Genomic DNA, 20,132 nt, shown 5'->3' on the forward strand with positions numbered 1-20,132 from the left:
TGTGTGGACTGCTTCGCTTTACGTCCACACAACCGGCCCCTCCGGCCCGTCCCCTCCCGTTGGGGGGAGGGAAGACGGTGGGTGGGGGCGGGCGTTGGTGGGTGGGCTAGGTTCAGCCTGCGCCCCGGCTCGGAGGGCGAGTGACGGGGGCGGATCATGGAACGACACGGGACGCTGCGGAGGGGGCTGCGCTACGGGCTGCGGGTGGGTGTCTTCCACGCCGTCCCGTTCGCCGTTCTGAGCGGCATGGTGGGGGTCGGTGCCCTGTTCTCACCGCCCGAGGCGGCCGAGTTCGCCGCCGGTCTGTGGCGCGCCGTCGTCGCCGTGGGCGGCAGCCTGGCCGTGGGCGCGCTGCTCGGGGTCGTCACCGGCGGACTGCTGCTCGTCGTCCCGCGGTGGCTCCGCACGTCCGCGGTGCTGCGCGGGCTGCTGACCGCGGTGGCCGGCGGCACGGTCTACCTGGGGGAGGTGGTCGTCATCACGGAGGCCACCGACGGCGGTTACGCGCCCATCGCGCTGGTCCTGCTGATGGTCCCCGTCATCGCCGCGGTCACCGCGGCCCACAGCGGCGACATCGCGGGCCTGAGCCGCTACCACCCATGGCTGTGGAGCCCGGCCCGGCGCCCCACCGCGGACACGTGAGGGACGGCGTCCACCCCCACCGGCCTTCTCCCACCCCCAACGGGAGGGGACAGACCGGAGGACGAAGTCTGTAGGGCTGTCACCGCACCCAAAAACACCACGCCCGCCGCTGGGGGTACCTCCCACGCCCTTTAGGCAGTGGGGGAGCAACGGCGAGACGCCCCGCGGCGGGACGGCCAGGTACGTACGGGGCGCCGCAAAGCGCGCAACGGCGAGCGAGCCCCGCGGCGGGACGGCCAAGTATGTGGGGGGAAGCAGCTACCGCGTACCCGCGTACTCGTACTGCCACCCCCGCGGCAGTCCCAGGCGCCCCACCCGCCCCGGTACCCGTCGATAGACATGCACCGTCGGGGGCCGCCCGTCGTCGTTCGGTACCGGGATCTCGTAGGTCTTCGGCGGGTGGCCGGTCATCCCGACCAGCACGGGCAGCACCCGGCCGTCCAGAGGCCCGCCGACGAAGGGCGTGTTCTCGCTTCGCACGCCCCCAGTCTCCCATCGCACGGGTCACCGTGCAGGTCACAGCAGGTGTGCGGCGTCACTCACGACCGGCAGGATGCGGCGGGCCAGATCGCCGGCCGGGCCTTCGGAGGCCTCCATCCGCAGCGCGCCCCGGGTCACCCGTGCGGTCTGCGGGTCGCGTGCCGCGGTCGCGGTGAGCAGGGCGACGAAGTGGTCGACCAGCCAGTCGCGCAGCTCGTCGAGCGGCGGTCGCTTGCCCTCGTCGAGCCAGATCAGCGAGGCGCCCTCGACGGCGGTGATCCACATCCGGACCGTCATCCGCAGCCGCAGGCCCGGTTCCGGCTCGCCCAGGTGGCGCAGGATCTGGTCGGCCGCGGCGCGCCGCACCTCGTCCACGATCGCCGTCGTACGGGAGGTCTCCACGACGCTGCCGCCCTGGAGCAGTGCGCTGAAACCGGCGTCGTGCTCGTCGACGAACGCCAGATAGCGGTCCAGCGCACGGGACAGCCGCTGGGTGAGCGGCCCGGTCTCCGGCTCGGCGAAGCAACGCTCCAGGATGTCCGCGGCACTGCGCAGCGCGGCCTCGTACAACTGCTGCTTGCCGCCGGGGAAGTAGCGGTAGACCAGCGGCCGCGAGACCTGGGCGGCGGTGGCCACGTCGTCCAGCGAGACGTCCTCCGGCGCGTGCTGGGCGAACAGCCCGAGGGCCGCCGCGAGCAGTTGGCTGCGGCGCTGCTCGACGCTCAGCCTGCGGTAGGCGGGTCGGGGTACTACTGGGGCGGTGCCGCTGCCGTTCATGGGCAGCAGCGTAACCGCCCCGGATTTCCGCTCGTACAGGTGCTCGCCCCCAACGGACGCCGCGGGCGGCCGCTTCAGGCCAACAGGCCCGAGCTGCGCCACAGTCGGCGGCCCACACCGCGCAGTACGCCGATCTCGTCGAGGAAGTCGGTCAGCCGCTGGGCGCCGGACTGCATCACCTCGCGGCGGTGTCCGCTGGCCTTCACCTGGGCGACCGCCTCCCGCTTGTCCAGCCCGACATTGCGGTACACGTCCGGATTGACGAAGGCGACGGAGAACACCCGGGCCGCCTCGCCGCAGCTGAGGCGGGTCAACTCCCGCTCCCAGCGCGGTGCGGTGACCATCTGGCGACGCAGCTCCTCGCGGGCGTAGCGGACGTGCCGGGCCTCCTCGACGACGTGGATCCGGGTCACCCCGCGCACCAGGGTCTGCACCCGCTCGTCGGGGAAGGTCAGCCGCTGCATCCAGTCCAGGATCTCCTCGCCGAGCAGGGTGCAGGCGAACGAACCGGGGGTGGTGGAGACCGTCTTGAGGATCCGGGCGAGGTTGTGGTTGAGGCGCGAGACCGGATACGAGGGCGCCCCGCCGCGCTGGATCATCCGCGCGAACATCTTGGAGTGCCGGCACTCGTCGGCGATCTCGGTGAGCGCATAGCGGACGTGTGCGCTGGTCACCGGCTTGTCGTAGATGTGCCGGACCAGCAGCTGCATCAGGATGATCTCGAACCAGATGCCCAGTGAGGCGAGCGAGGCGGCTTCGTGGCGGGCGAGGTCCTGCTGCTGCTCCAGCGACATCTTCCGCCACAGGGGGGTGTCGTAGAGCGAGACCAGCTCCGGCGGCCAGAACCACTTGCCCTCTTCGAGGGGCGCGTCCCAGTCGAGTTCGGTGTCGGGGTCGAAGGAGTGCTTGGCGGAGGAGTCGAGCAGTCGCTCGGCGACCTGTTCCCGGTCCTTGAGCAGACCGAGGGCGTCCCGGAGGGCTTCGGTGTCCGTCACGGTCAGTGCGGTGGGCGCGCTCGTCATGGCTGTGGCTACCTCGCTAGTGGCGTGTTACCCGCGGTCGGGTCTTATGAGACTGCTTGTCAGTAAGCTCGTCAATCCCTCGTGCACGACTTATTGACCCGCCGGTAAGAAACGTGTGAGCCTGCCAACGACCGCCCATGGCATGGCGGTTGGCGAGCGGAGGAGGCGTCCGTGTCCACCCGAGACCTGTACGTACGCGACCCTGGCGACGACCTGTGGGCGGTGCCGGCCACCGGCGCGGCCCGGTTCAACTGGGAGTACGACGACGGGCGCGACCGGCTGCTCGCGCTCTACCAGAAGGGCAAGGACAAGCAGTGGGACGCCACCTTGCGGATCGACTGGGACCTGGAGGTCGACCCCAAGGACCCGCTCGGCACCCCTGACGAGTCGATGTCCCTGTACGGCACGAAGTACTGGGACAAGATGACCGAGAAGGACCGCGGCGATCTGCGGCAGCACTACACCGCCTGGCAGTTCAGCCAGTTCCTGCACGGCGAACAGGGCGCCATGGTCTGCGCGGCCCGGATCGTGGAATCCGTCCCGGACCTGGACGCGAAGTTCTATTCGGCGACCCAGACCATGGACGAGGCCCGGCACGCGGAGATATACAGCCGGTTCCTCCAGGAGAAGATCGGGATGCTCTACCCGATCAACGACAATCTCCAGGCGCTGCTCGCCGACACCCTCGGGGATTCCCGCTGGGACATGCCCTACCTCGGCATGCAGGTGCTGATCGAGGGCCTGGCGCTGGCCGCCTTCGGCATGATCCGCGACACCACCGACAAACCGCTGCCCAAGCAGATCCTGGCCTACGTCATGCAGGACGAGGCCCGCCACGTGGCCTTCGGCCGGATGGCGCTGCGCGACTACTACAAGCAACTCACCGATGCCGAACTGCGCGAACGCGAGGAATTCGTCATCGAGGGCTGCTATTTGATGCGCGACCGGCTGCGCGGCCTCGAAGTCCTGGAGAACTTCGGCATTCCGCACAAGGAGGCCGCCGAATTCACCGAACGCTCCGAATTCCTGGCCCTCTTCCGGAAACTGCTGTTCAGCCGGATCGTCCCGTGCGTCAAGGACATCGGGCTGTGGGGCGAACGGCTCCAGCGCGCCTATGTGGACCTCGGCGTCTTCGAGCTGGGCGACGCCAACCTCGATCTGCTGATGGCCCAGGACGAGGAACTCGCCGAGAAACTCGACGCCGAGCGGTTCGCCGCCGAGGAGGCGGCCCGTACGGCCGAGGTCACGGCGGCCATCGCGGAGGGCGAGGCGGACGGCTGACCGGGGCGGCGCCCACGGCTCCGGACCGGAGTGGCAGGATCCCGGCATGGACACGGACGACCGCCGGCGGTCCGCCCGCTCCGCCCTCGAAGGGCTGGCGTACGGCGACGCCTTCGGGGAGCGCTTCTTCCGCATCTTCCGCCGCCCGGACGAGGCCCGGCAGCTGATCGCGGACCGCACCCCGCCCCCCGAGCCGCACTGGCACTGGACCGACGACACCGCCATGGCGCTCGCCCTGCTCGCCGTACTGGAGGAGTACGGCGAGGTGGTGGAACGGCCGCTCGCGGAGCGGTTCGCCGCCACCTACCGGGCCGATCCCGGGCGCGGCTACGGCTCCGGCATGCACGCCCTGCTGCCCCGGGTCGCCGCCACCCCGGACCAGTGGGAGGAACTGGCGGGGCTCCTCTTCGGCGGCGAGGGCAGCCTCGGCAACGGCGCGGCCATGAGGGTGGCTCCGCTCGGCGCCTGGTTCCACGACGACCTCGACCGCGCCGCCGAACAGGCCGCACGCTCCGCCCGGGTCACCCACGCCCACCCCGAGGGCATCGCGGGCGCGATCGCGGTGGCCGTCGCGGCCGCGCTCTCCGCCCGCGGCGAGGTGCCGTCCCTCGCCACCGTCGCCGACCGCACCCCCGACGGCCCGGTCCGCCAGGGCCTGCTCCGCGCCGCCGCCCTGCCGCCCGGCACCACTCCCGAACAGGCCGCCGCCGCCCTCGGCAGCGGTCAGCGCATCCGCGCCGACGACACCGTCCCCTTCGCCCTGTGGTGCGCGGCCCACTCCCACGCCCTGAAGGAGCAGGGAGGTGCCCCCGGCCGCGGCGACCTGGAATCCGCTCTCTGGGCCACCGCGGCCGGCTTCGGTGACGTGGACACCACCTGCGCCATCACGGGCGGTGTGGTGGCGGCCCGTACGGGTGTGGCGGGGCTGCCGGAGGAGTGGCGGGCGCGCCGGGAGCCGCTGCCAGGAAACTGAGCACCCGCCGGGCGAGTTCCCCGTCGGCGTTCTCCGGCAGGGAATGGTGGGCGGCGCCCGCCACCGTCTCGATCCGCGCGCCCGGCAACGCCCGTGCGGCGCCGGCCGCGACCCGCCGGAGGTCGTGCGCCCGGCTGCGCCCGGCCAGTACCACCAGCGCCGGCAGCCCGGCCGCCGCCGGCCCGGCCAGGTCGGGCCGCCGCCCCGTCACCACCTTCGCGCCCCGGAAGGCGACCGCGCCCACGCCCTTCAGCCGCACCAACTCCGGCGCCGGCGGCGCGCCCCCGGTCTCCCACTCCAGGAACCGGCGGGTGCTCCGCTCCCCGGGCCGTACGAACAGCGGCACCGCCCGCGCCAGGTAGGACGGCCGGTAGGGGGCGAAACACCCGGTCGGATCGAGCAGCACCAGCCGGCCCACCCGCCGCGGCGCGTGGGCCGCGTAAGTCGCCGCGACCCAGCCGCCGTACGAGTGCCCGAGCAGCGTGGCCGAGTCCAGCCCGAGGCCGTCCCACACCCCGTCGAGCCAGGCCATCAGGTCCGCCGGCCGCCGCACCGGGCGGTCACCGGGCACGCTCAGTCCCGGGGTGCCCATCTGGTCCACCGCATAGACGCGGTGGGTGCCGGCGAGCGCCGGGGCGAGCGCGTACCAGACGGCCGAGGTGTCCCCGCCGCCGTGCAGCAGTACCACCGGCGGGCCGTCGGCGAGCCCGCAGGTGTGGACGCGGGTGGTGCCGAACTCCGAGCGCAGTTCGCGGCGTTCCACGGGGATCGGCCAGCGCGCCATGGCCTGCGCGTAGGCGGCGGCAAAGGCGGTGGGGCGGGTGGGGTCGGTGGCTGCCATACGGCCGTCCTCTCGGGCATCGTCTCGTTCACCAAGTATCTCGATGAGCGAGATATTAGAATACGGTGCGGGAAACGGAAGGCGGTTCGGCATGACGGCGCAACAGGAACCCGCGGGGATGGAGCTGATCCATCTGCTGCGCGAGGTGACCCTCCAACTCGACCTCGCGGGCGCACAGTTCGCCGGCCGCAACGGTCTGCACCCCACCGACCTCCGGGCACTGATCGGCCTGCTGGACGCGGCCCGGGCCGGTGTCCCCTCGACCCCCGGCCGGCTCGGCGCGCACCTCGGCCTGAACTCGGCCGGCACCACCGCGCTCATCGACCGCCTGGAGCGGCTCGGCCTGATCCGCCGGGTCCGGGACACCGACGACCGGCGCCGGGTCCTGCTGGAGGTGGACGAGCGCGCGGTCGCCCTGGGCCAGTCGTTCTTCGGCCCGCTGATCGACCGCACGCTCGCCCTGCTCGCCACCTTCGACAGCGGCGAACGCGACGCGATCCGGCGGTTCCTGGACGGCGTGCGCGAGGCGGCGGCGGGGGAGGAGCCGGCCCGCTAGCGGGGGAGGCCCGGCCCGTCAGGGGTTCGCCGGCCGGGAAGCCGGGCTCGCGGTCCGCCGGGCCCACGGGCTGCTGGGCTCGCGGTCCGCCGGGCTCGCCGGGTGCGGTCTAGCGGCGGCCCGAGCGGGCCAGCCAGCGGCCCTCGTGACGGGACACCTCGATCGGGCGCCCGAAGCAGGCCGTCATCCGCTCCCCGGTCAGCACCTCGTCCACCGGCCCGCGCGCCTGCACCCGGCCGTCCCGCAGCAGCACCGCATGGCCGATGGCCGGGGACAGCTCCTCCAGGTGGTGGGTGACCGTCACCGTCGCCAACTCCGGCCGCCCGGCGGCGAGTCGGTACAGGGCATCGATCAGATCCTCGCGGGACGGCAGGTCCAGCGCGTTGAACGGCTCGTCGAGCAGCAGCAGCGACGGGTCGGCCATCAGCGCCCGGGCGATCAGCAGCCGGGCCCGCTGCCCGCCCGAACACACCCCGTACGGCCGGTCCGCCAGTTCCTTGCAGTCCAGCTCGGCGAGGAGCGCGTGGGCCCGCTCGCGGGTGGCCTCGTCGTACTTGCGCCACAGCGGCTGCACGGTCCCGGTCGCGCCGGTCAGCACCACCGTGTGCCCGGTGGCGTCCTGCGGCACCTTCTGGGCGCCGGAGACCAGCCCGATCGCGGCCCGCAGTTCCCGGACGTCCACCGAGCCGAGCCGGTGCCCGAGCACCTCGACGGTGCCGACCGTCGGGAACATCAGCGCACCGATGAGCCGCAGCACGGTGGTCTTGCCGGCACCGTTCGCGCCGAGCAGCGCCCAGTGCTCACCGGACCGCACGGTCCAGTCGATGCCGTCGAGGATGATCTGTCCGGTGGTGTAGCGGCGGACGCCGACGCCCTCCAGGGCGGCGATCACGCGCGCCGCCCGCGGGGCCGCGGGGTCCGAAGGCTGGGTGGGAGTCATCGCCGCAGACTAGCTGTGCACACCACCTTTTTGTGCGGGCGTCCGGGGTGTGGACCGGGCAGCGCGAGCCGGCGAGGTCGAGCCCACGCGTTCAGACCAGGCCCAACAGCCCCCGCACCCGGGCGTACTTCGCGGTCAGCCGCTCCCGGGTCGGAGCGTCCAGGACGGCCAGCCGGGCCGGATCGGCGTTGTGCGCCAGGTCCGCCTCCTTGACCAGCAGCGCACCGGGCGTGGCCAGGATGCGCGCGGTGTACTCCTCGACCGGCTCGCCCGGCCGCTTGGTGACCGCCCGCACCATCGCCTTGGTCGCCCCGGTCAGCGCCGCACCGGCCAGCCACTCCTCGCTCAGCGCCGCGTCCTCGACCGCGTCGTGCAGCCAGGCCGCCGCGATCTGCTCGTCGCTGCCACCCCGTTCGCGTACGCCCGCGGCCACCGCGGCCAGATGCTCGGCATACGGGCGCCCCGCCTTGTCGGTCTGCCCCTCGTGCGCACGGCGGGCCAGCGCCTCCACTTCGGCGAGCGACAGCGGGGGCCGGGACGGGGAGGAGGGAGAGGGGGAGGGAGTCGCGTCAGCCATACGGCCATTGTGACCCCGGCAGTCACTGCGGTCTGCGGTCTGCGGTCTGCGGTCTGCGGTCCGTGGTTCACCGTGCCGCCGCCGCCATCACCGCCCGGGCGATCGGCGCCGCCTGGCCCCCGCCGCTGATGTCCGCACGCTCGGCCGCCGCGTCCTCGACGACCACCGCCACCGCGACCGTCGGTTCGTAGGTGTCCTTGGTCCGCGCCCAGGAGATGAACCAGGCGTACGGCGTGCCCTCGTTGTGCACCCCGTGCTGGGCGGTGCCCGTCTTGCCGCCGACGGTGAGGCCCTTGACGGCGGCGGGCCGCCCGCTGCCGTGCGCGACCACGTCGACCATCATCTCCTGGAGCTGCTCGGCGGTGGCCGGGTCGAGGACCTGGCGGGTGGGCCGGTGCGGACCGGCCGCGACCATCACCCCGTCCGCGTCGGTCACCTCGTCGACGAGGTACGGCGGCGACAGCTGCCCCCCGTTGGCGACCGTCGCCGCGACCATCGCCATCTGGAGCGGGGTGGCCGCGGTGTCGTACTGCCCGATGGCCGACAGCGCGAGCTGCGCCGGATCCATGCGGGTGTCGAAGCGGCTGGGCGCGACCGGCGAAGGGACGTACAGCCGACGGTCGTTGAAGCCGAACCGCCGCGCCATCGCGGCCATCCCGCGCAGCCCGACCGCGTTCCCCAGCCGCGCGAACACGGTGTTGCAGGAGTACCGGAACGCCTCCTTCAGCGAGGCGTCGGCACAGTCCTTCGCGGCATTGCCGAGCCGGGTGGCGGTGCCGGGCAGGGTGTACGGATCGGGCGAGTCGGTCGGCGCGTCGATATCGGTGACCCGGCCGCTCTCCAGCGCGGCGGCCGCGGTGACGACCTTGAAGGTCGAACCGGGCGGATAGGTCTGCGCCAGTGCCCGGTTGAGCATCGGCCGGTCCTCGGCGGCGTTCAGCCGGCGCCAGGCCTCGTCGACCGACGGCCCGTTGCCGGACAGCACCCCCGGCTCGTACGACGGCGAACTGACCAGCGCCAGGATCCGCCCGGTGCGCGGCTCGACCGCCACCACCGCGCCCTTCCGGCCGCCGAGCCCGGCGAACGCGGCGCGCTGCATCCGCGGATCGAGGGTGGTGCGGACCCGGCCGCCGGGCTGGTGGGTCCGGGTCAGCCGGTCCCACCAGGGGAAGGCGGCGAGCCGCGGGTCGGTGCCGGCGAGCACGGCGTCCTCGGCGCGCTCCAGCAGCGAGGTCCCGTAGGTCTGCGAGGAGTAGCCGGTGACCGGTGCGTACAGCGGCCCGTCCACGTACGTGCGCTCGTAGCGCAGCCGCCCGCCGCTGTCCCGCGAACCGGTCACCGGCCGGTCCGCGACGAGGACGGCGCCCCGCGGCTGTGCGTACCGGGCGATCGCCGTCCGCCGGTTGGCCGGGCTGGCGCCGTAGCTCTCGGCTTCGTAGACCTGCACCCGGGCGGCGTTGACCAGCAGCGCGACGAGGAGCAGGAAGGAGAACGCGGCGGTGTGCCGGATACCGCGGATCAACGCCCGGCCTCCGGGGCGGGCGCGCCACCGGCCGCGTCCCGGGCCCGCACCGGCGTCAGGTACCCCGCCACCCAGCTTCCGCCCCCGGCCGGCTGCCGCCCCGCCGGCCGCGGCGCCCGCGCCCGGTCGCTGACCTTCAGCAGCAGCGCGACGATGATCCAGTTCGTGACCACCGACGAGCCGCCCTGGGCGAGGAACGGCATCGCCATCCCGGTCAGCGGAATCAGCCCCATCACCCCGCCCGCGATGACGAACACCTGGATCGCCGGCAGCGCCGCCAGCCCCACGGCCAGCAGGCTGCCGAACGGATCGGGCTGCCCCAGCGCGGCCCGGTAACCGCGGCCCACCAACAGCGCGTACAGCACGAACAGCGCCGACAGTCCGGCCAGCCCGAGCTCCTCGCCGCACGTCGCCAGGATGAAGTCGGACTTCATGGCGAAGCCGATCAGATACGAGTGGCCCTGGCCGAGCCCGGTGCCGAACATCCCGCCCGCGGCGAACGCGAACAGCGACTGGGCGAGCTGCCCGGCCCCCTTCCCGGCCGCGATCCCGGCGAACGGATGCTGCCAGTCCTCGACCCGGCTGTGCACATGCGGTTCCAACGTCCCCACCGCGGCCGCCCCGACGGCCGCCAGCAGCAGCCCGACCGCGATCCAGCCGGTCCGCCCGGTCGCCACGTACAGCAGCACCACGAAGATCCCGAAGAACAGCAGCGAGGTGCCCAGATCACGTTCGAGGACCAGCACCGCCACGCTGATCAGCCAGACCGCCACGACCGGCCCCAGCACCCGCCCGGCCGGGAGCCGCAGCCGCCCCACCGTCCGGCCGGTGTGCGCCAGCGCCCCGCCGTTGGCGGCCAGGTACGCCGCGAAGAACACGGTGATCAGCACCTTGGCGAACTCACCGGGCTGCAGCGAGAACCCGGCCAGCCGGATCCAGATCTTCGCCCCGTTGACGGCGGGGAACAGGATCGGCGCGACCATCAGCAGCAGCGCGAGCGCCGCGCACACATACGCGTACCGCTGCAGCACGCGGTGGTCGCGCAGCAGCAGCACCACCGCGATGCACAGCGCCACCCCGACCGTCGACCACATCAGCTGGGCGGGCGCGGCCCGGTCCCCGGGCGTCTCCAGATCGAGCCGGAAGATCAGCACCAGCCCGAGCCCGTTCAGCAGCACGGCCGTGGGCAGCAGCAGGGGATCGGCGTACGGCGCGCGGAAGCGCACGACGAGATGCGCGAGCAGCGCCAGCCCGCCGAGCCCCGCGCCGTACCGGACCGCACCGCCCGGCACCGCATGCCAACGGGCCAGCCCGACGACGACGTACCCGCAGACGCTGATCAGCACGGCGCCCACGAGGAGGGCCAGTTCGACGCCGCGCTGCTTGGCACACGGCGGCAGGGCGGGGGAAGGACCCGCCGGATGCCGTCCGGTGGCGGCCGCCCTTGCCCTCGCCGTCATGCCTGGAAACGTAGCAAGCAGTGGCCGATATTTCCGTTATGTCGGATGCGGCGGCCGGGGGGTCCGCACGTCCGGGGGCGGGGGGTGTGGAGTGGCGCCCTAAGTCCGGGCGGAGGCTCCGTCGTCCGGAGCGGTGCCGTCGATCAGCACCAGCGGGGCTCCGCCCCCTCGCTCACGATCCCGCGCTCCGAAGACCAGGCGTACGAGGCGTCGCTGAGCCTGTACCAGACCGGGTTCCCCTTGACGGGCTGCCCGTTGAGCTGGCAGACGATCCCCACCACGGTCCCGTACCGCTTCGATCCGACCGGCCGGTAGTCGTTGCTGGGCCCGGTACGGACCACCAGCCCCTCCTTGGCCACCACCCGTCCCGTGGGCCGGGCCGGGCTACCGGGGGAGTCACCCGGGGCGGCCGCGGCCGGTTCCGCCAGCGCCGCCGGTCCTGCCACGACGGCTCCGCACAGCGCACCGGAAACGACCCAGAGCCCCATCCGGCAGGCCTTCCTCCGCCACGACGGCGAATGCCCTGAAGGCGAATGCCATGAATGCGAGCGCCCTGAATGCGAGCGCCGCGAATGCGGGTGCCGTGCGGCTGGGTGCCGTGAGGGCGAGTGCCATGAGGGCGAATGCGATGAAGGCGAATGCGGTGAATGCGAGTGCCGTGAATGCGACTGCCCTGCCTGCGAACGCTGCGGAAACATGCGCTTCCTCCCACGGAGAAAAGACCCCGAGCGGATCCGAGCAAGCCCTCCCCAAGCCCCCGGGCCGAGCCCCGAAGGTCCCGCGAACCTCCCCGAGCAAGAACCCGAGAACCTCCCCTTCACGCTAAGGAGACCCCATAGCGTCCGCAACCGCTCACGCTACGTAGCGTAAATGCCTCCCCATCGCTCCTCCGCCCCCAACAAAAGCCCCGCACGCCAGCCGCGCAGGAAAACCGCCCCACCTCTACCAACACCGATGAAGGCCGAAGAAGGCCGACGCCGACCGGCGAACATCGACGCAGACCGACGAACACCGACGCCGACCGACAAACGCTTGACGAACACCGGCGAACCGCCGGCGGCGAAATTCATTGGCCAATGACCCCCCATCCGCTTGGCTTCCCCCATGTCAACCGAAGACCCGAGAACAACGGTCCCCGCCGCCGAGGCGAAACTGCTCCGCCGCATGTACGAGCTCTTCAACACCCAGCAGGTCGACGACTTGACCCGCATCGCATTCCACCCGGACGTCGACTGGCCGAACGTCGCCGAAGGAACGCGCCTGCACGGCATCGACGCCGTCCTCGCCTACTGGAGGCGTCAGTTCGCCGTCGCCCACCCCCTCGTACGGATGGAGGGCCTGACCGCGGAGCCTGACGGCCGCATCGCCGTCCGCGTACGCCCCGGCCTGCGGGACGCCACCGGCGACCACTGGTCCGACACCACCCTCCATCACGTCTACGCCTTCCGCGACGGCAAGGTGGCCCACATGGAAGTCCGCCAGGACACGGAGGAGGGCGCGGAGGGGGACTCGAAGGAGGGCGGGAGCGAGGCCCAACACCGGGACGGAGGCGGCACCTGAGCCTCAGGCCGGGGCCGGCCCTCGCGGGTCGCACACCCCACCCCACCCGGCCCGCCCCGAGGCAAGAATCACCGCCCCCAAGGTTCTCTCGGGCATCTCTCAGGGATCTCTCAGGGGTCTCTCAGGGGCTCATCAGGGTCCTCCCAGGGGTTTCCCGGGTTGTTCCGCGAACGCACCCAATGACAGTTTGTAAACTCCTCTCGAACGAACAGACCGAAAAGCAGAAGGCCGAGCTCGTCACGCTGAAGCGGACGACCGAAGACACCGGTCGACGGCATGGACCCGCGCCATGACCGCCGCGAGCGAGGGGCTATGGCGTACGTCACCTCCGAGCACGCCGAGTGGAGGGTCCGCGCTGCTACGGCCGCCCTGTGCGGCCGGGCGCGCGGGTGACCGTCCCCCTCGACGAAAGGCAGTATTAGCGTCATGACGACTCTCCGTTCCCGGATCATCGCCTGGGCCGGCCGTATGTATCTGTCGAGAACGCGCAAGAAGGGATTCGACCTGTCTCGAATGTCTTTCTTGCCCGAGTCCGTCCTGATGCCCCTGCGGCGTGAGGGGCTCGACCCTGTGGGCGATTTGGCGGCCGTCCGTGAACGCGAGCCCATCAGCAAGCTCCCGGTGCCGATAGCCGCCAACGTGTGGCTGGTGACGGGCTACGACGAGGTCAAGGCCGTGCTCGGAAAGGCCAACGCCTTCAGCTCGGACTTCACCAACCTCGTCGGCAAGGCGGGAGCCGGTGCCGAACAGAACCCGGGCGGCCTGGGATTCGCGGACCCGCCGGTCCACACCCGTCTCCGCCGCCTGCTCACACCGGAATTCACCATGCGCCGCCTCGGCCGGCTCACCCCGCGCATCCACGAGATCGTCGAAGAGCGCCTCGACGCGATGGAAGCCGCGGGCAAAAACGGCGACCCGGTCGACATCGTCCACGCCTTCGCGCTGCCCATTCCGTCCCTCGTCATCTGCGAACTCCTCGGTGTTCCTTACGAGGACCGCGAGGACTTCGAGCGGCTCAGCGCCGCCCGCTTCGACCTTTTCAGCGGAGCGAACGCGTCCTTCGGCGCCATATCCGAATCTCTCTCGTATTTCCGGGACATCGTCAAGAAGCAGCGGGAAAACCCGGGCGACGGTCTCCTCGGCATGATCGTCAAGGAACACGGCGACACGGTCAGCGACGAAGAACTCGCGGGCCTGGCCGACGGCGTCCTCACCGGCGGCTTCGAAACCACCGCCAGCATGCTGGCGCTCGGCGCCCTGGTCCTCCTCCAGGACCCGAAGCACTTCGCCGCCCTCAACGACGGCGACGACGCGGTCGACCGCTACGTCGAGGAACTCCTGCGCTATCTCACCGTCGTCCAGGTCGCCTTCCCGCGTTTCGCCCGCGAGGACCTGGAAATCGGCGGTGTCCAGATCGCCGCCGGCGACGTCGTCCTCTGCTCCCTCAGCGGCGCCGACCGCGACGGCAAGCTCGGCCCGGAGATGGAAATCTTCGACCCGTCCCGCAACGTCCCCTCCCACCTGGCCTTCGGCTACGGCATCCACCGCTGCGTAGGCGCCGAACTGGCCCGCATGGAACTCCGCACCGCCTACCCGGCCCTGGCCCGCCGCTTCCCCCACATGCGCCTGGCCACCACCCCCGAAACCCTCGACTTCCGCAAACTCTCCATCGTCTACGGCCTGGAATCCCTCCCGGTCCACTTGAACGGCTGACGCTTCCGGCCCATGTCCCTTACCAGGGGATCAGGGCCGGGCACTCGGCACTCGGGCCGAGAGCCCCGTGTGCACGACTCCGACTGCGTCCGTATCTGCCCTGATGCGAGGTAGACAGGTGGACGCAGATCACCGTCCTGGCTCGTGCGCCGCTCACCGGCGCGCTCCGAGCCGTCGCGCTGCGTTGCGTTCGCTGTTGAGCTTCAGGAGGCGCCGTGTTCCTTGTCAGGCGGTCGGCCGAGGAACTGCAGGCGCTGCACAGGCGAGGCGCACTCGTCGCGGAGTTGCGGGCCGCCGAGCAGCGGCAGGCGAGGAAACCGGCGAGCGACGGCGAGGCCCGAGCTTGGGCACTGAGCCTCCCCGCGTTGGCCCGCGACCTGATCGAAGCCGGACTCGGCGGTGTCGAGATGATGGTCGAATACGAACTTCCGGGAGTGGAAACGGCAGCGGACGTGGTACTGGCCGGAGTGCATCCACGCAAGCGTGAGCCGTCCTATGTCGTTACCGAGCTCAAGCAGTGGAGGAGGGTCACGTCGGCTGCCGACAAGGAGGGGCGCTTCCATGTCGAGAACCTCTCCGGAAAGCCCAAGAAGCACCCTGCTGAACAGACTGCCGTATTCTGCCGCGAACTTCTCCGGACGCGTCATGTCGTGACGGGTCCCGATCGGCTGACGGGCCTCGCCTACCTGCACAACGCCGCCGAACATGACGTGGCCGACCTGCTGACGTACCGGCGGACGCGGTTGTCTCATATATTCACCCGCGATTCGCGCGGTGCGCTGATTGCCTTGCTGCGCGCACAGCTTGGACCTGAGCCAGGGCGTGTGGCAGCCGACAGGTTCGTGGCGGGAGAGCTGTCGGTTCAGCTCGACGGGCTGCAGGACGGCGGGGTGCCGGGCTGGCATGAGTTCCGGGTCCTCTCCGATGTCAGGGCGGCTGAGCAGTTCCTCCTCAACGCCGTGAGAGCGGCCTGCGCAGCAGATAAGAAGCGCGTGTTACTGGTGAGCGGAATGACTGAAGCCGATCGGAAGCGATTGGTCTCCGGTGTGGCCCGGCAGCTTGCGGACGCCGGATATGCCACGCAGGTCCGGACCGGAGAGGCCCTGACCGAGCCGGTGGCGTGCGACGTGATGTTCTGCGAAGCAGCCCGGTGGCGGAGCCCGGCCGGCCGGGACCACGTCTTCGAAGGAGTGGACGGCAGCAGTGCCATGGTGGCGGCAGCGATCCGATCGTCGCGGGTGCCGGTATTCGTCGTCGATTCGGACGACACTTCACTATTCGACATCCGCCGCGGAGAGTCCCTGACACACAAGACGGCGGAGGCGATGCGGATACCGGTTCAGCACATCGAGCTGGACAAGGAGTTTCGCTGATGGTGCACGCCGATGTTCGCCCTGCCTGTTCGTCCTGGAGTCGGTAAGACTAGAGTTGGCTCCGTTGGGATGCGGCCCGACGGGCTTCCGCTGCAGGAAATGCCCCCACCCGCACGAGGTAGCTCGTGTGCTCTGGGGGACCACCGTGACGCTGCTGCGCGTTTCTGCCGGATCATTGGCAGAAGAAGCGAAATCTGTGCACCGGCCTTATGTCGAGTCGCTGGAGAACGAGTACTTCTTCACCTATCGCAAGCCGCCCTCCGAGGCCGAAGTCCGGTCATGGCGCGAGAGCCTTGCCGCCCTGGCGCAGCTGCTGGTCAGTGCACGGCTCGGTGATGTGGAGATGTTGATCGAATACCGGTTACCCATGTGCAGCCTGCGCGCCGACGCGGTTCTCGCCGGTGTTCACCCGGTCAGCGGCGAACCCTCCTACGTGGTGGTGGAGCTGAAACAGTGGAGTGCCGCACGGATGATTCCGGGCTCAAATGATCTTTGCGACGTCCCGGGAATTCGACCGCGACGCGCCTTGCTGCATCCGGTATCCCAAGTCGGTCGTTACCGCGAGTACCTCGTTGATCTCACCCAGATATTCGACGGCGGCCCGGAACGGGTGGACGCAGCGGCATTTCTGCACAATGCGAAATCTGCGGACGTGTCCGATCTGCTGGCCACCTCCGTCGCGGGCGGACGCCTGTTCACCGCCACGACACGAGATGAGTTCGCCGGCTTTCTTCGTGAAAGAATTCAGGCCGATCCGGAGCGTAGGGCAGGTGACGCCCTTCTGCAGAGCCGGCACTCACCTGCTCTGAAGTTGATGGAGGTTGCCGCTGACCAGGTGATGAGACGTGAGCATTTCCGACTGTTGGGGGACCAGCAGAAGGCGTTCTCGCTCACGCTGAGGACCTTGGAGAAGGTGCGGAACGAGGGATTGGGCGGAAAGGAGGTCGTACTCATCACGGGCGGCCCAGGAAGCGGGAAGAGCGTGATCGCGCTCTCCCTCATGGGGCATCTGCTGCGTCACCAGCGGCGGGTCGCACACGCCACCGGTTCGAAATCCTTCACCAAGACGTTGCACAAGATGGTATCCGGGGAGCGTCACGGGGTCGCGAAGCTCTTCACATATTTCAACAGCTTCGACCGGGCCCGACCGAATGATCTTGAGGTTCTGATTCTTGACGAGGCCCATCGACTGCGGGAGACCTCCAACGGGGCTCCTGCCGGCAGCAAGTGGGCAGTGCGTCGGCAGATCGAGGAAGTCCTCGATGCGGCCCAAGTGCCGGTGTTTCTGCTGGATCAGCACCAGGTGGTGCGGCCCGGCGAGACGGGAACCGTCGAGGCCATCGAAAAGGCTGCCGCCGATCGCGGTCTTACGGTGCGGCACGTCGATTTGAACGGACAATTCCGGTGCGGGGGAAGCCGTTCCTATGAAACCTGGGTACTCAAACTCCTGGGCCTTGAACCGGGCGGCCCGGAACGGTGGCTGGGGGACGAGAGCTTTGATGTGTGCGTCGCGGAGTCCCCGGAACAGCTGGAGAGGTTTCTGCAGACGAAACGAGATCAAGGGATGACTGCACGGATGGCAGCGGGATTCTGCTGGCCGTGGAGCCCCCCGCGCAAGGACGGGACCTTGGTGAACGACGTGACCATCGGACCGTGGCAGCGGCCCTGGAACGTCAATGACCCGTCCGGAGCGGGGGGTAATCCCCCTTCCGATCTGTGGGCCACCGACCCGGCGGGGTTCGGCCAGATCGGTTGTATCTACACGGCACAGGGATTTGAGTACGACTGGAGCGGGGTCATCCTCGGTCCCGATCTCCTGTGGCGGAGCGGCGGCTGGATCGTCGACCCTACGGCCTCCGAAGATCCGGCCATCAAGAATCACCATCGCGGTCGCCGGTCCTCAGCCACTGCCTCCCGGGCTGATCTGGCGCGGTTGATCCGCAATACCTACAAGGTGCTGCTGACACGTGGCATGGCAGGCACGATTCTGTACTCGCCGGACGACCAGACGCGCGCCAAGCTGTTCGAGCTCGTTCGTCGGCGCGTGCCGGCGTAGCGCGTCGGTGACAGGAACCGAGTGGGTGACCGCACCGCCCATGGCCCAGAAGTACCGCGGCGGCGGGGCGGACGATGGCCGGGCTCAGACTGTGGCAGCTTGTTCCGCAGCGTGTCTCGAGGCGGTCAGTTCCCGAAGCTTGGCGCGGGTTTCCGGATCGGTCGAGTAGATGACCGTTCCGAGCATTCCCCGGGTCAGTAGCACCTTGTACGTGTTGCGGATGAGTCGGTCCACCTGCTCGGCGGGGGTCGACCGTTTGAACACCGGGTCCTTGGAAGCGGAGGGCTCGACGATCCAACGGTTTTTCCGCCAGACGAGATCAGGGCCCAGGATGACACCGCTCCAGTCGTACTCGAATCCTTGCGCGGTATAGACACAGCCGACCTGACCGAATCCGGCGGGGTCGGTCGCCCAGAGAGCAGACGGCGGAGCACCCATCACGGAACGCTCGCCCTTCAGGTTCCAAGGGCGCGCCCAGTCGCCGATCACCACGTCTGCGGGAAGCGGTTCGCCGGGCTTGGCGTCCGACCATTTCCAACAGTAGCCGGCGGAAATCCGGGCGATATGCCCCTTTGACTGGCGCTCCTGAAGAAACGCCTCCATCTCCTCCGGCGATTCGGCAATCGTCAGTTCCATCCGACCGTCCGGCCGCCATTCCTCCGGACCGCCGTCCTCGAGGCCCAGCAGCCGTACGACCCAGTGGAGATAGGCATCGCTGCCTCCGCATCTGAACTGACTGTCGAGCGACACCTCCCGGCACCTCAGCCCCCTGCTCTCCGCAGCGGCCCTGATGTCTTCCACCCTGCCCTTCTCACCCGGGCGGACGACCTGGTGCTGGTCCAGCAGGAACACCGGCACCCGCGCTACGTCGATCAACTCGTCGACCTGCGGCCTGCCGGTGCGGAACTCGGCGCGGGTATAACGATTGGCCGACGTCTCTCGGATGCGGTGCGCTTCATCGCAAATCAGCACGTCGAGACTGTTGCGTTTGGCCGTGATGAAGCTGTTGAAGTACCGGAAGAGATCCTGCACCTCGCGCTTGCGGGCACCGGCGACTTTCCGCATGGTCTTGGTGAACGACTGAGAGCCGGTCGCGTGCAGTGCGGGAATTCCACGGCGGTACATCTCGCCCAGTAGCGAGAGGGCGATCACGCTCTTCCCGGTCCCCGGACCGCCCGTCACGATCACCACTTCCTTGTGGTCGGACTCATGCGCCTTCTGTACGGCCCGTAGCACCATCTCGTACGCCACGCGCTGCTCGTCCAGCAGCACGAACTGCTCCCGCTCGCGGACCTCCTGCGCAGCCACGCTCATCAGCTGCTTGGACGGCCGTGTCGCCGCGGCGAGCAGTGCGTCGGCTGCCGCTGCCCCGGACGCCGGAGCCAGCTTTGACTGCAGATAAGCCAGGAATTCACCACGTCGCTCGGCGGTGAACATCCCTCCGCGCTCGTCCTGAGGCGCCTCGTACAGGCCCCCGACACCGAACTCGGTCGCATTGTGCAGATACGCCACCCCGGACACTTGCTCCGGATGCGCCGCCAGGGCCCCGTTGAAGGAGACCAAGTAGTCGCAATAGCCCCGCACCTGCTCGATGGGGTTCAGCACAGGGTGGGCATAGGTGTCGATACGGCAGAGGAGCGGCTCGTCATCCTCGTCCGGATGCGCTTCACTCCACTGCTTGAGCTCGACGACGACGTACGAGGGCTCCTGAGTCCGTGGATGTACGCCGGCCAGTACCACGTCGGCCCGCTTGCTGGTCAACGGCAGACCGTATTCGATCAGCATCTCCACTTGATCGAGCCCGGCATCGAGCAAGGCGCCGGTGAGCGCAGGAATGCTGCGTTCCCAGGAGCGGACCTCGGAAGGCCCGGGCCGGTAACCATGGGTGCGCACGAACTGGTTGGCAAGGTGAGACGCCAGCATCCCTTCGAGGTTGCGGGCGGCGACCGTCGCAGCGGATTCGCGAAAAAGCAAAGAGGGCCCCCAGGCAGCACGGTACGGCTGAAGCGGGTGGGGGCGTGTCCGGTAAGACCCTGTATGGCTGTGTCCATCAGGCACGGAAGCCCGGCGGGCCGCTTGAACGATCGGTGTCAACTCTAACTCGGTGATTCACGGCCACTGCCGCCGTCCGAGCCGAAGGAAAAGCGGCCTCCACGCCACTCCCTTCGGCTCGGCGAAACGGGCCGGAGGTGGGACTACATGCGCCGACGCCAAGGCGTCAGGAGGCAGCGCAATACGTCGGCCAGCGACCGCAGTATCTGTGAACGGTCAGCCGAGTTACTGTCCCGTAGTGCGTGCGCCGCGATCTTTCCGGCAATGAATAAGGCGCAGCACGCGACGAGCGCGGTGGCTCCGCAGG

The 20,132-nt window shown here is 69.9% G+C and carries 18 protein-coding genes; 8 read left to right on the forward strand and 10 right to left on the reverse strand.

The window, feature by feature from the left end; genetic code table 11:
- The first annotated feature begins 156 nt into the window (after positions 1-156).
- A complete protein-coding gene (locus ACFV1J_RS28210; protein ID WP_385862652.1) occupies positions 157-642 on the forward strand; it encodes a hypothetical protein in 486 nt (161 codons plus the stop codon).
- 258 nt (positions 643-900) lie between these two features.
- On the opposite strand, the gene ACFV1J_RS28215 is transcribed toward ACFV1J_RS28210, so the two are convergent.
- From ACFV1J_RS28215 to ACFV1J_RS28225, 3 genes are all read right to left on the reverse strand, one after another.
- Positions 901-1,122, reverse strand: coding sequence for a hypothetical protein (locus ACFV1J_RS28215; protein WP_385862653.1), 222 nt, complete (start codon positions 1,120-1,122; stop codon positions 901-903).
- Positions 1,123-1,158: 36 nt separating this feature from the next.
- Complete coding sequence (locus ACFV1J_RS28220; protein WP_385862654.1) at positions 1,159-1,899, reverse strand: TetR/AcrR family transcriptional regulator; 741 nt, start codon at positions 1,897-1,899, stop codon at positions 1,159-1,161.
- Between the two features lie 74 nt (positions 1,900-1,973).
- Positions 1,974-2,921 carry a diiron oxygenase gene (locus ACFV1J_RS28225; protein WP_385862656.1) on the reverse strand — a complete coding sequence of 316 codons (948 nt, stop codon included), beginning with the start codon at positions 2,919-2,921 and terminating at the stop codon, positions 1,974-1,976.
- A gap of 171 nt (positions 2,922-3,092) precedes the next feature.
- Here ACFV1J_RS28225 and ACFV1J_RS28230 point away from each other — a divergent pair, with 171 nt between their 5' ends.
- Positions 3,093-4,202: a ferritin-like domain-containing protein gene (locus ACFV1J_RS28230; RefSeq protein ID WP_385862657.1), complete on the forward strand. Its 1,110-nt coding sequence runs from the start codon at positions 3,093-3,095 to the stop codon at positions 4,200-4,202.
- A gap of 46 nt (positions 4,203-4,248) precedes the next feature.
- Complete coding sequence (locus ACFV1J_RS28235) at positions 4,249-5,175, forward strand: ADP-ribosylglycohydrolase family protein (protein WP_385862659.1); 927 nt, start codon at positions 4,249-4,251, stop codon at positions 5,173-5,175.
- On the opposite strand, the gene ACFV1J_RS28240 is transcribed toward ACFV1J_RS28235, so the two are convergent.
- A complete protein-coding gene (locus ACFV1J_RS28240; RefSeq protein WP_385862661.1) occupies positions 5,087-6,016 on the reverse strand; it encodes an alpha/beta fold hydrolase in 930 nt (309 codons plus the stop codon). The two genes, ACFV1J_RS28235 and ACFV1J_RS28240, sit on opposite strands and share 89 nt — an antisense overlap.
- A 91-nt stretch (positions 6,017-6,107) precedes the next feature.
- Here ACFV1J_RS28240 and ACFV1J_RS28245 point away from each other — a divergent pair, with 91 nt between their 5' ends.
- Positions 6,108-6,572 (forward strand): MarR family winged helix-turn-helix transcriptional regulator, encoded by a 465-nt coding sequence (locus ACFV1J_RS28245; protein WP_385862663.1) that lies wholly within the window; start codon positions 6,108-6,110, stop codon positions 6,570-6,572.
- Positions 6,573-6,681: 109 nt separating this feature from the next.
- Here ACFV1J_RS28245 and ACFV1J_RS28250 read toward each other — a convergent pair whose 3' ends face one another.
- From ACFV1J_RS28250 to ACFV1J_RS28270, 5 genes are all read right to left on the reverse strand, one after another.
- Complete coding sequence (locus ACFV1J_RS28250) at positions 6,682-7,512, reverse strand: ABC transporter ATP-binding protein (protein ID WP_385862664.1); 831 nt, start codon at positions 7,510-7,512, stop codon at positions 6,682-6,684.
- Positions 7,513-7,603: 91 nt separating this feature from the next.
- Positions 7,604-8,089: an HD domain-containing protein gene (locus ACFV1J_RS28255; protein WP_385862666.1), complete on the reverse strand. Its 486-nt coding sequence runs from the start codon at positions 8,087-8,089 to the stop codon at positions 7,604-7,606.
- Positions 8,090-8,156: 67 nt separating this feature from the next.
- Positions 8,157-9,611 carry a penicillin-binding transpeptidase domain-containing protein gene (locus ACFV1J_RS28260; protein WP_385862669.1) on the reverse strand — a complete coding sequence of 485 codons (1,455 nt, stop codon included), beginning with the start codon at positions 9,609-9,611 and terminating at the stop codon, positions 8,157-8,159.
- Positions 9,608-11,071: an FtsW/RodA/SpoVE family cell cycle protein gene (locus ACFV1J_RS28265; protein ID WP_385862672.1), complete on the reverse strand. Its 1,464-nt coding sequence runs from the start codon at positions 11,069-11,071 to the stop codon at positions 9,608-9,610. Before ACFV1J_RS28265 ends, ACFV1J_RS28260 begins: the two co-directional genes overlap by 4 nt.
- Positions 11,072-11,214: 143 nt before the next feature.
- Positions 11,215-11,559, reverse strand: a complete 345-nt coding sequence (locus tag ACFV1J_RS28270; protein WP_385862674.1) for a hypothetical protein — start codon at positions 11,557-11,559, stop codon at positions 11,215-11,217.
- Between the two features lie 616 nt (positions 11,560-12,175).
- Here ACFV1J_RS28270 and ACFV1J_RS28275 point away from each other — a divergent pair.
- The 4 genes from ACFV1J_RS28275 (at position 12,176) to ACFV1J_RS28290 (ending at position 17,773) form a co-directional block, all read left to right on the forward strand.
- Positions 12,176-12,631, forward strand: a complete 456-nt coding sequence (locus ACFV1J_RS28275) for a nuclear transport factor 2 family protein (RefSeq protein WP_385862675.1) — start codon at positions 12,176-12,178, stop codon at positions 12,629-12,631.
- A 426-nt stretch (positions 12,632-13,057) separates the two neighbouring features.
- Positions 13,058-14,344 carry a cytochrome P450 gene (locus ACFV1J_RS28280; RefSeq protein WP_385862677.1) on the forward strand — a complete coding sequence of 429 codons (1,287 nt, stop codon included), beginning with the start codon at positions 13,058-13,060 and terminating at the stop codon, positions 14,342-14,344.
- Positions 14,345-14,559: 215 nt separating this feature from the next.
- Entirely contained in the window at positions 14,560-15,717 is a 1,158-nt protein-coding gene (locus ACFV1J_RS28285; RefSeq protein WP_385862679.1) for a hypothetical protein, read from the forward strand.
- A gap of 145 nt (positions 15,718-15,862) precedes the next feature.
- The gene (locus ACFV1J_RS28290) at positions 15,863-17,773 is read left to right on the forward strand and encodes a DNA/RNA helicase domain-containing protein (RefSeq protein ID WP_385862680.1); all 1,911 of its coding nucleotides are present in this window, start codon (positions 15,863-15,865) and stop codon (positions 17,771-17,773) included.
- A gap of 84 nt (positions 17,774-17,857) precedes the next feature.
- Here the strand turns inward: ACFV1J_RS28290 and ACFV1J_RS28295 are convergent, their stop codons facing one another.
- Complete coding sequence (locus tag ACFV1J_RS28295) at positions 17,858-19,747, reverse strand: DNA/RNA helicase domain-containing protein (protein WP_385862682.1); 1,890 nt, start codon at positions 19,745-19,747, stop codon at positions 17,858-17,860.
- Positions 19,748-20,132 lie beyond the last annotated feature (385 nt).

It is taken from the genome of Streptomyces sp. NPDC059649, assembly GCF_042734445.1.
Taxonomy (GTDB): domain Bacteria; phylum Actinomycetota; class Actinomycetes; order Streptomycetales; family Streptomycetaceae; genus Streptomyces.

What these genes read in the sequence shown, in the direction of transcription:
- ACFV1J_RS28245 (WP_385862663.1), top strand. Translation starts at nt 6,108, where the DNA reads ATGACGGCGCAACAGGAACCCGCGGGGATGGAGCTGATCCATCTGCTG.
- ACFV1J_RS28265 (WP_385862672.1), bottom strand. Translation starts at nt 11,071, where the DNA reads ATGACGGCGAGGGCAAGGGCGGCCGCCACCGGACGGCATCCGGCGGGT.
- ACFV1J_RS28210 (WP_385862652.1), top strand. Translation starts at nt 157, where the DNA reads ATGGAACGACACGGGACGCTGCGGAGGGGGCTGCGCTACGGGCTGCGG.
- ACFV1J_RS28275 (WP_385862675.1), top strand. Translation starts at nt 12,176, where the DNA reads ATGTCAACCGAAGACCCGAGAACAACGGTCCCCGCCGCCGAGGCGAAA.
- ACFV1J_RS28220 (WP_385862654.1), bottom strand. Translation starts at nt 1,899, where the DNA reads ATGAACGGCAGCGGCACCGCCCCAGTAGTACCCCGACCCGCCTACCGC.
- ACFV1J_RS28270 (WP_385862674.1), bottom strand. Translation starts at nt 11,559, where the DNA reads ATGGGGCTCTGGGTCGTTTCCGGTGCGCTGTGCGGAGCCGTCGTGGCA.
- ACFV1J_RS28235 (WP_385862659.1), top strand. Translation starts at nt 4,249, where the DNA reads ATGGACACGGACGACCGCCGGCGGTCCGCCCGCTCCGCCCTCGAAGGG.
- ACFV1J_RS28250 (WP_385862664.1), bottom strand. Translation starts at nt 7,512, where the DNA reads ATGACTCCCACCCAGCCTTCGGACCCCGCGGCCCCGCGGGCGGCGCGC.
- ACFV1J_RS28225 (WP_385862656.1), bottom strand. Translation starts at nt 2,921, where the DNA reads ATGACGAGCGCGCCCACCGCACTGACCGTGACGGACACCGAAGCCCTC.
- ACFV1J_RS28280 (WP_385862677.1), top strand. Translation starts at nt 13,058, where the DNA reads ATGACGACTCTCCGTTCCCGGATCATCGCCTGGGCCGGCCGTATGTAT.
- ACFV1J_RS28240 (WP_385862661.1), bottom strand. Translation starts at nt 6,016, where the DNA reads ATGGCAGCCACCGACCCCACCCGCCCCACCGCCTTTGCCGCCGCCTAC.
- ACFV1J_RS28255 (WP_385862666.1), bottom strand. Translation starts at nt 8,089, where the DNA reads ATGGCTGACGCGACTCCCTCCCCCTCTCCCTCCTCCCCGTCCCGGCCC.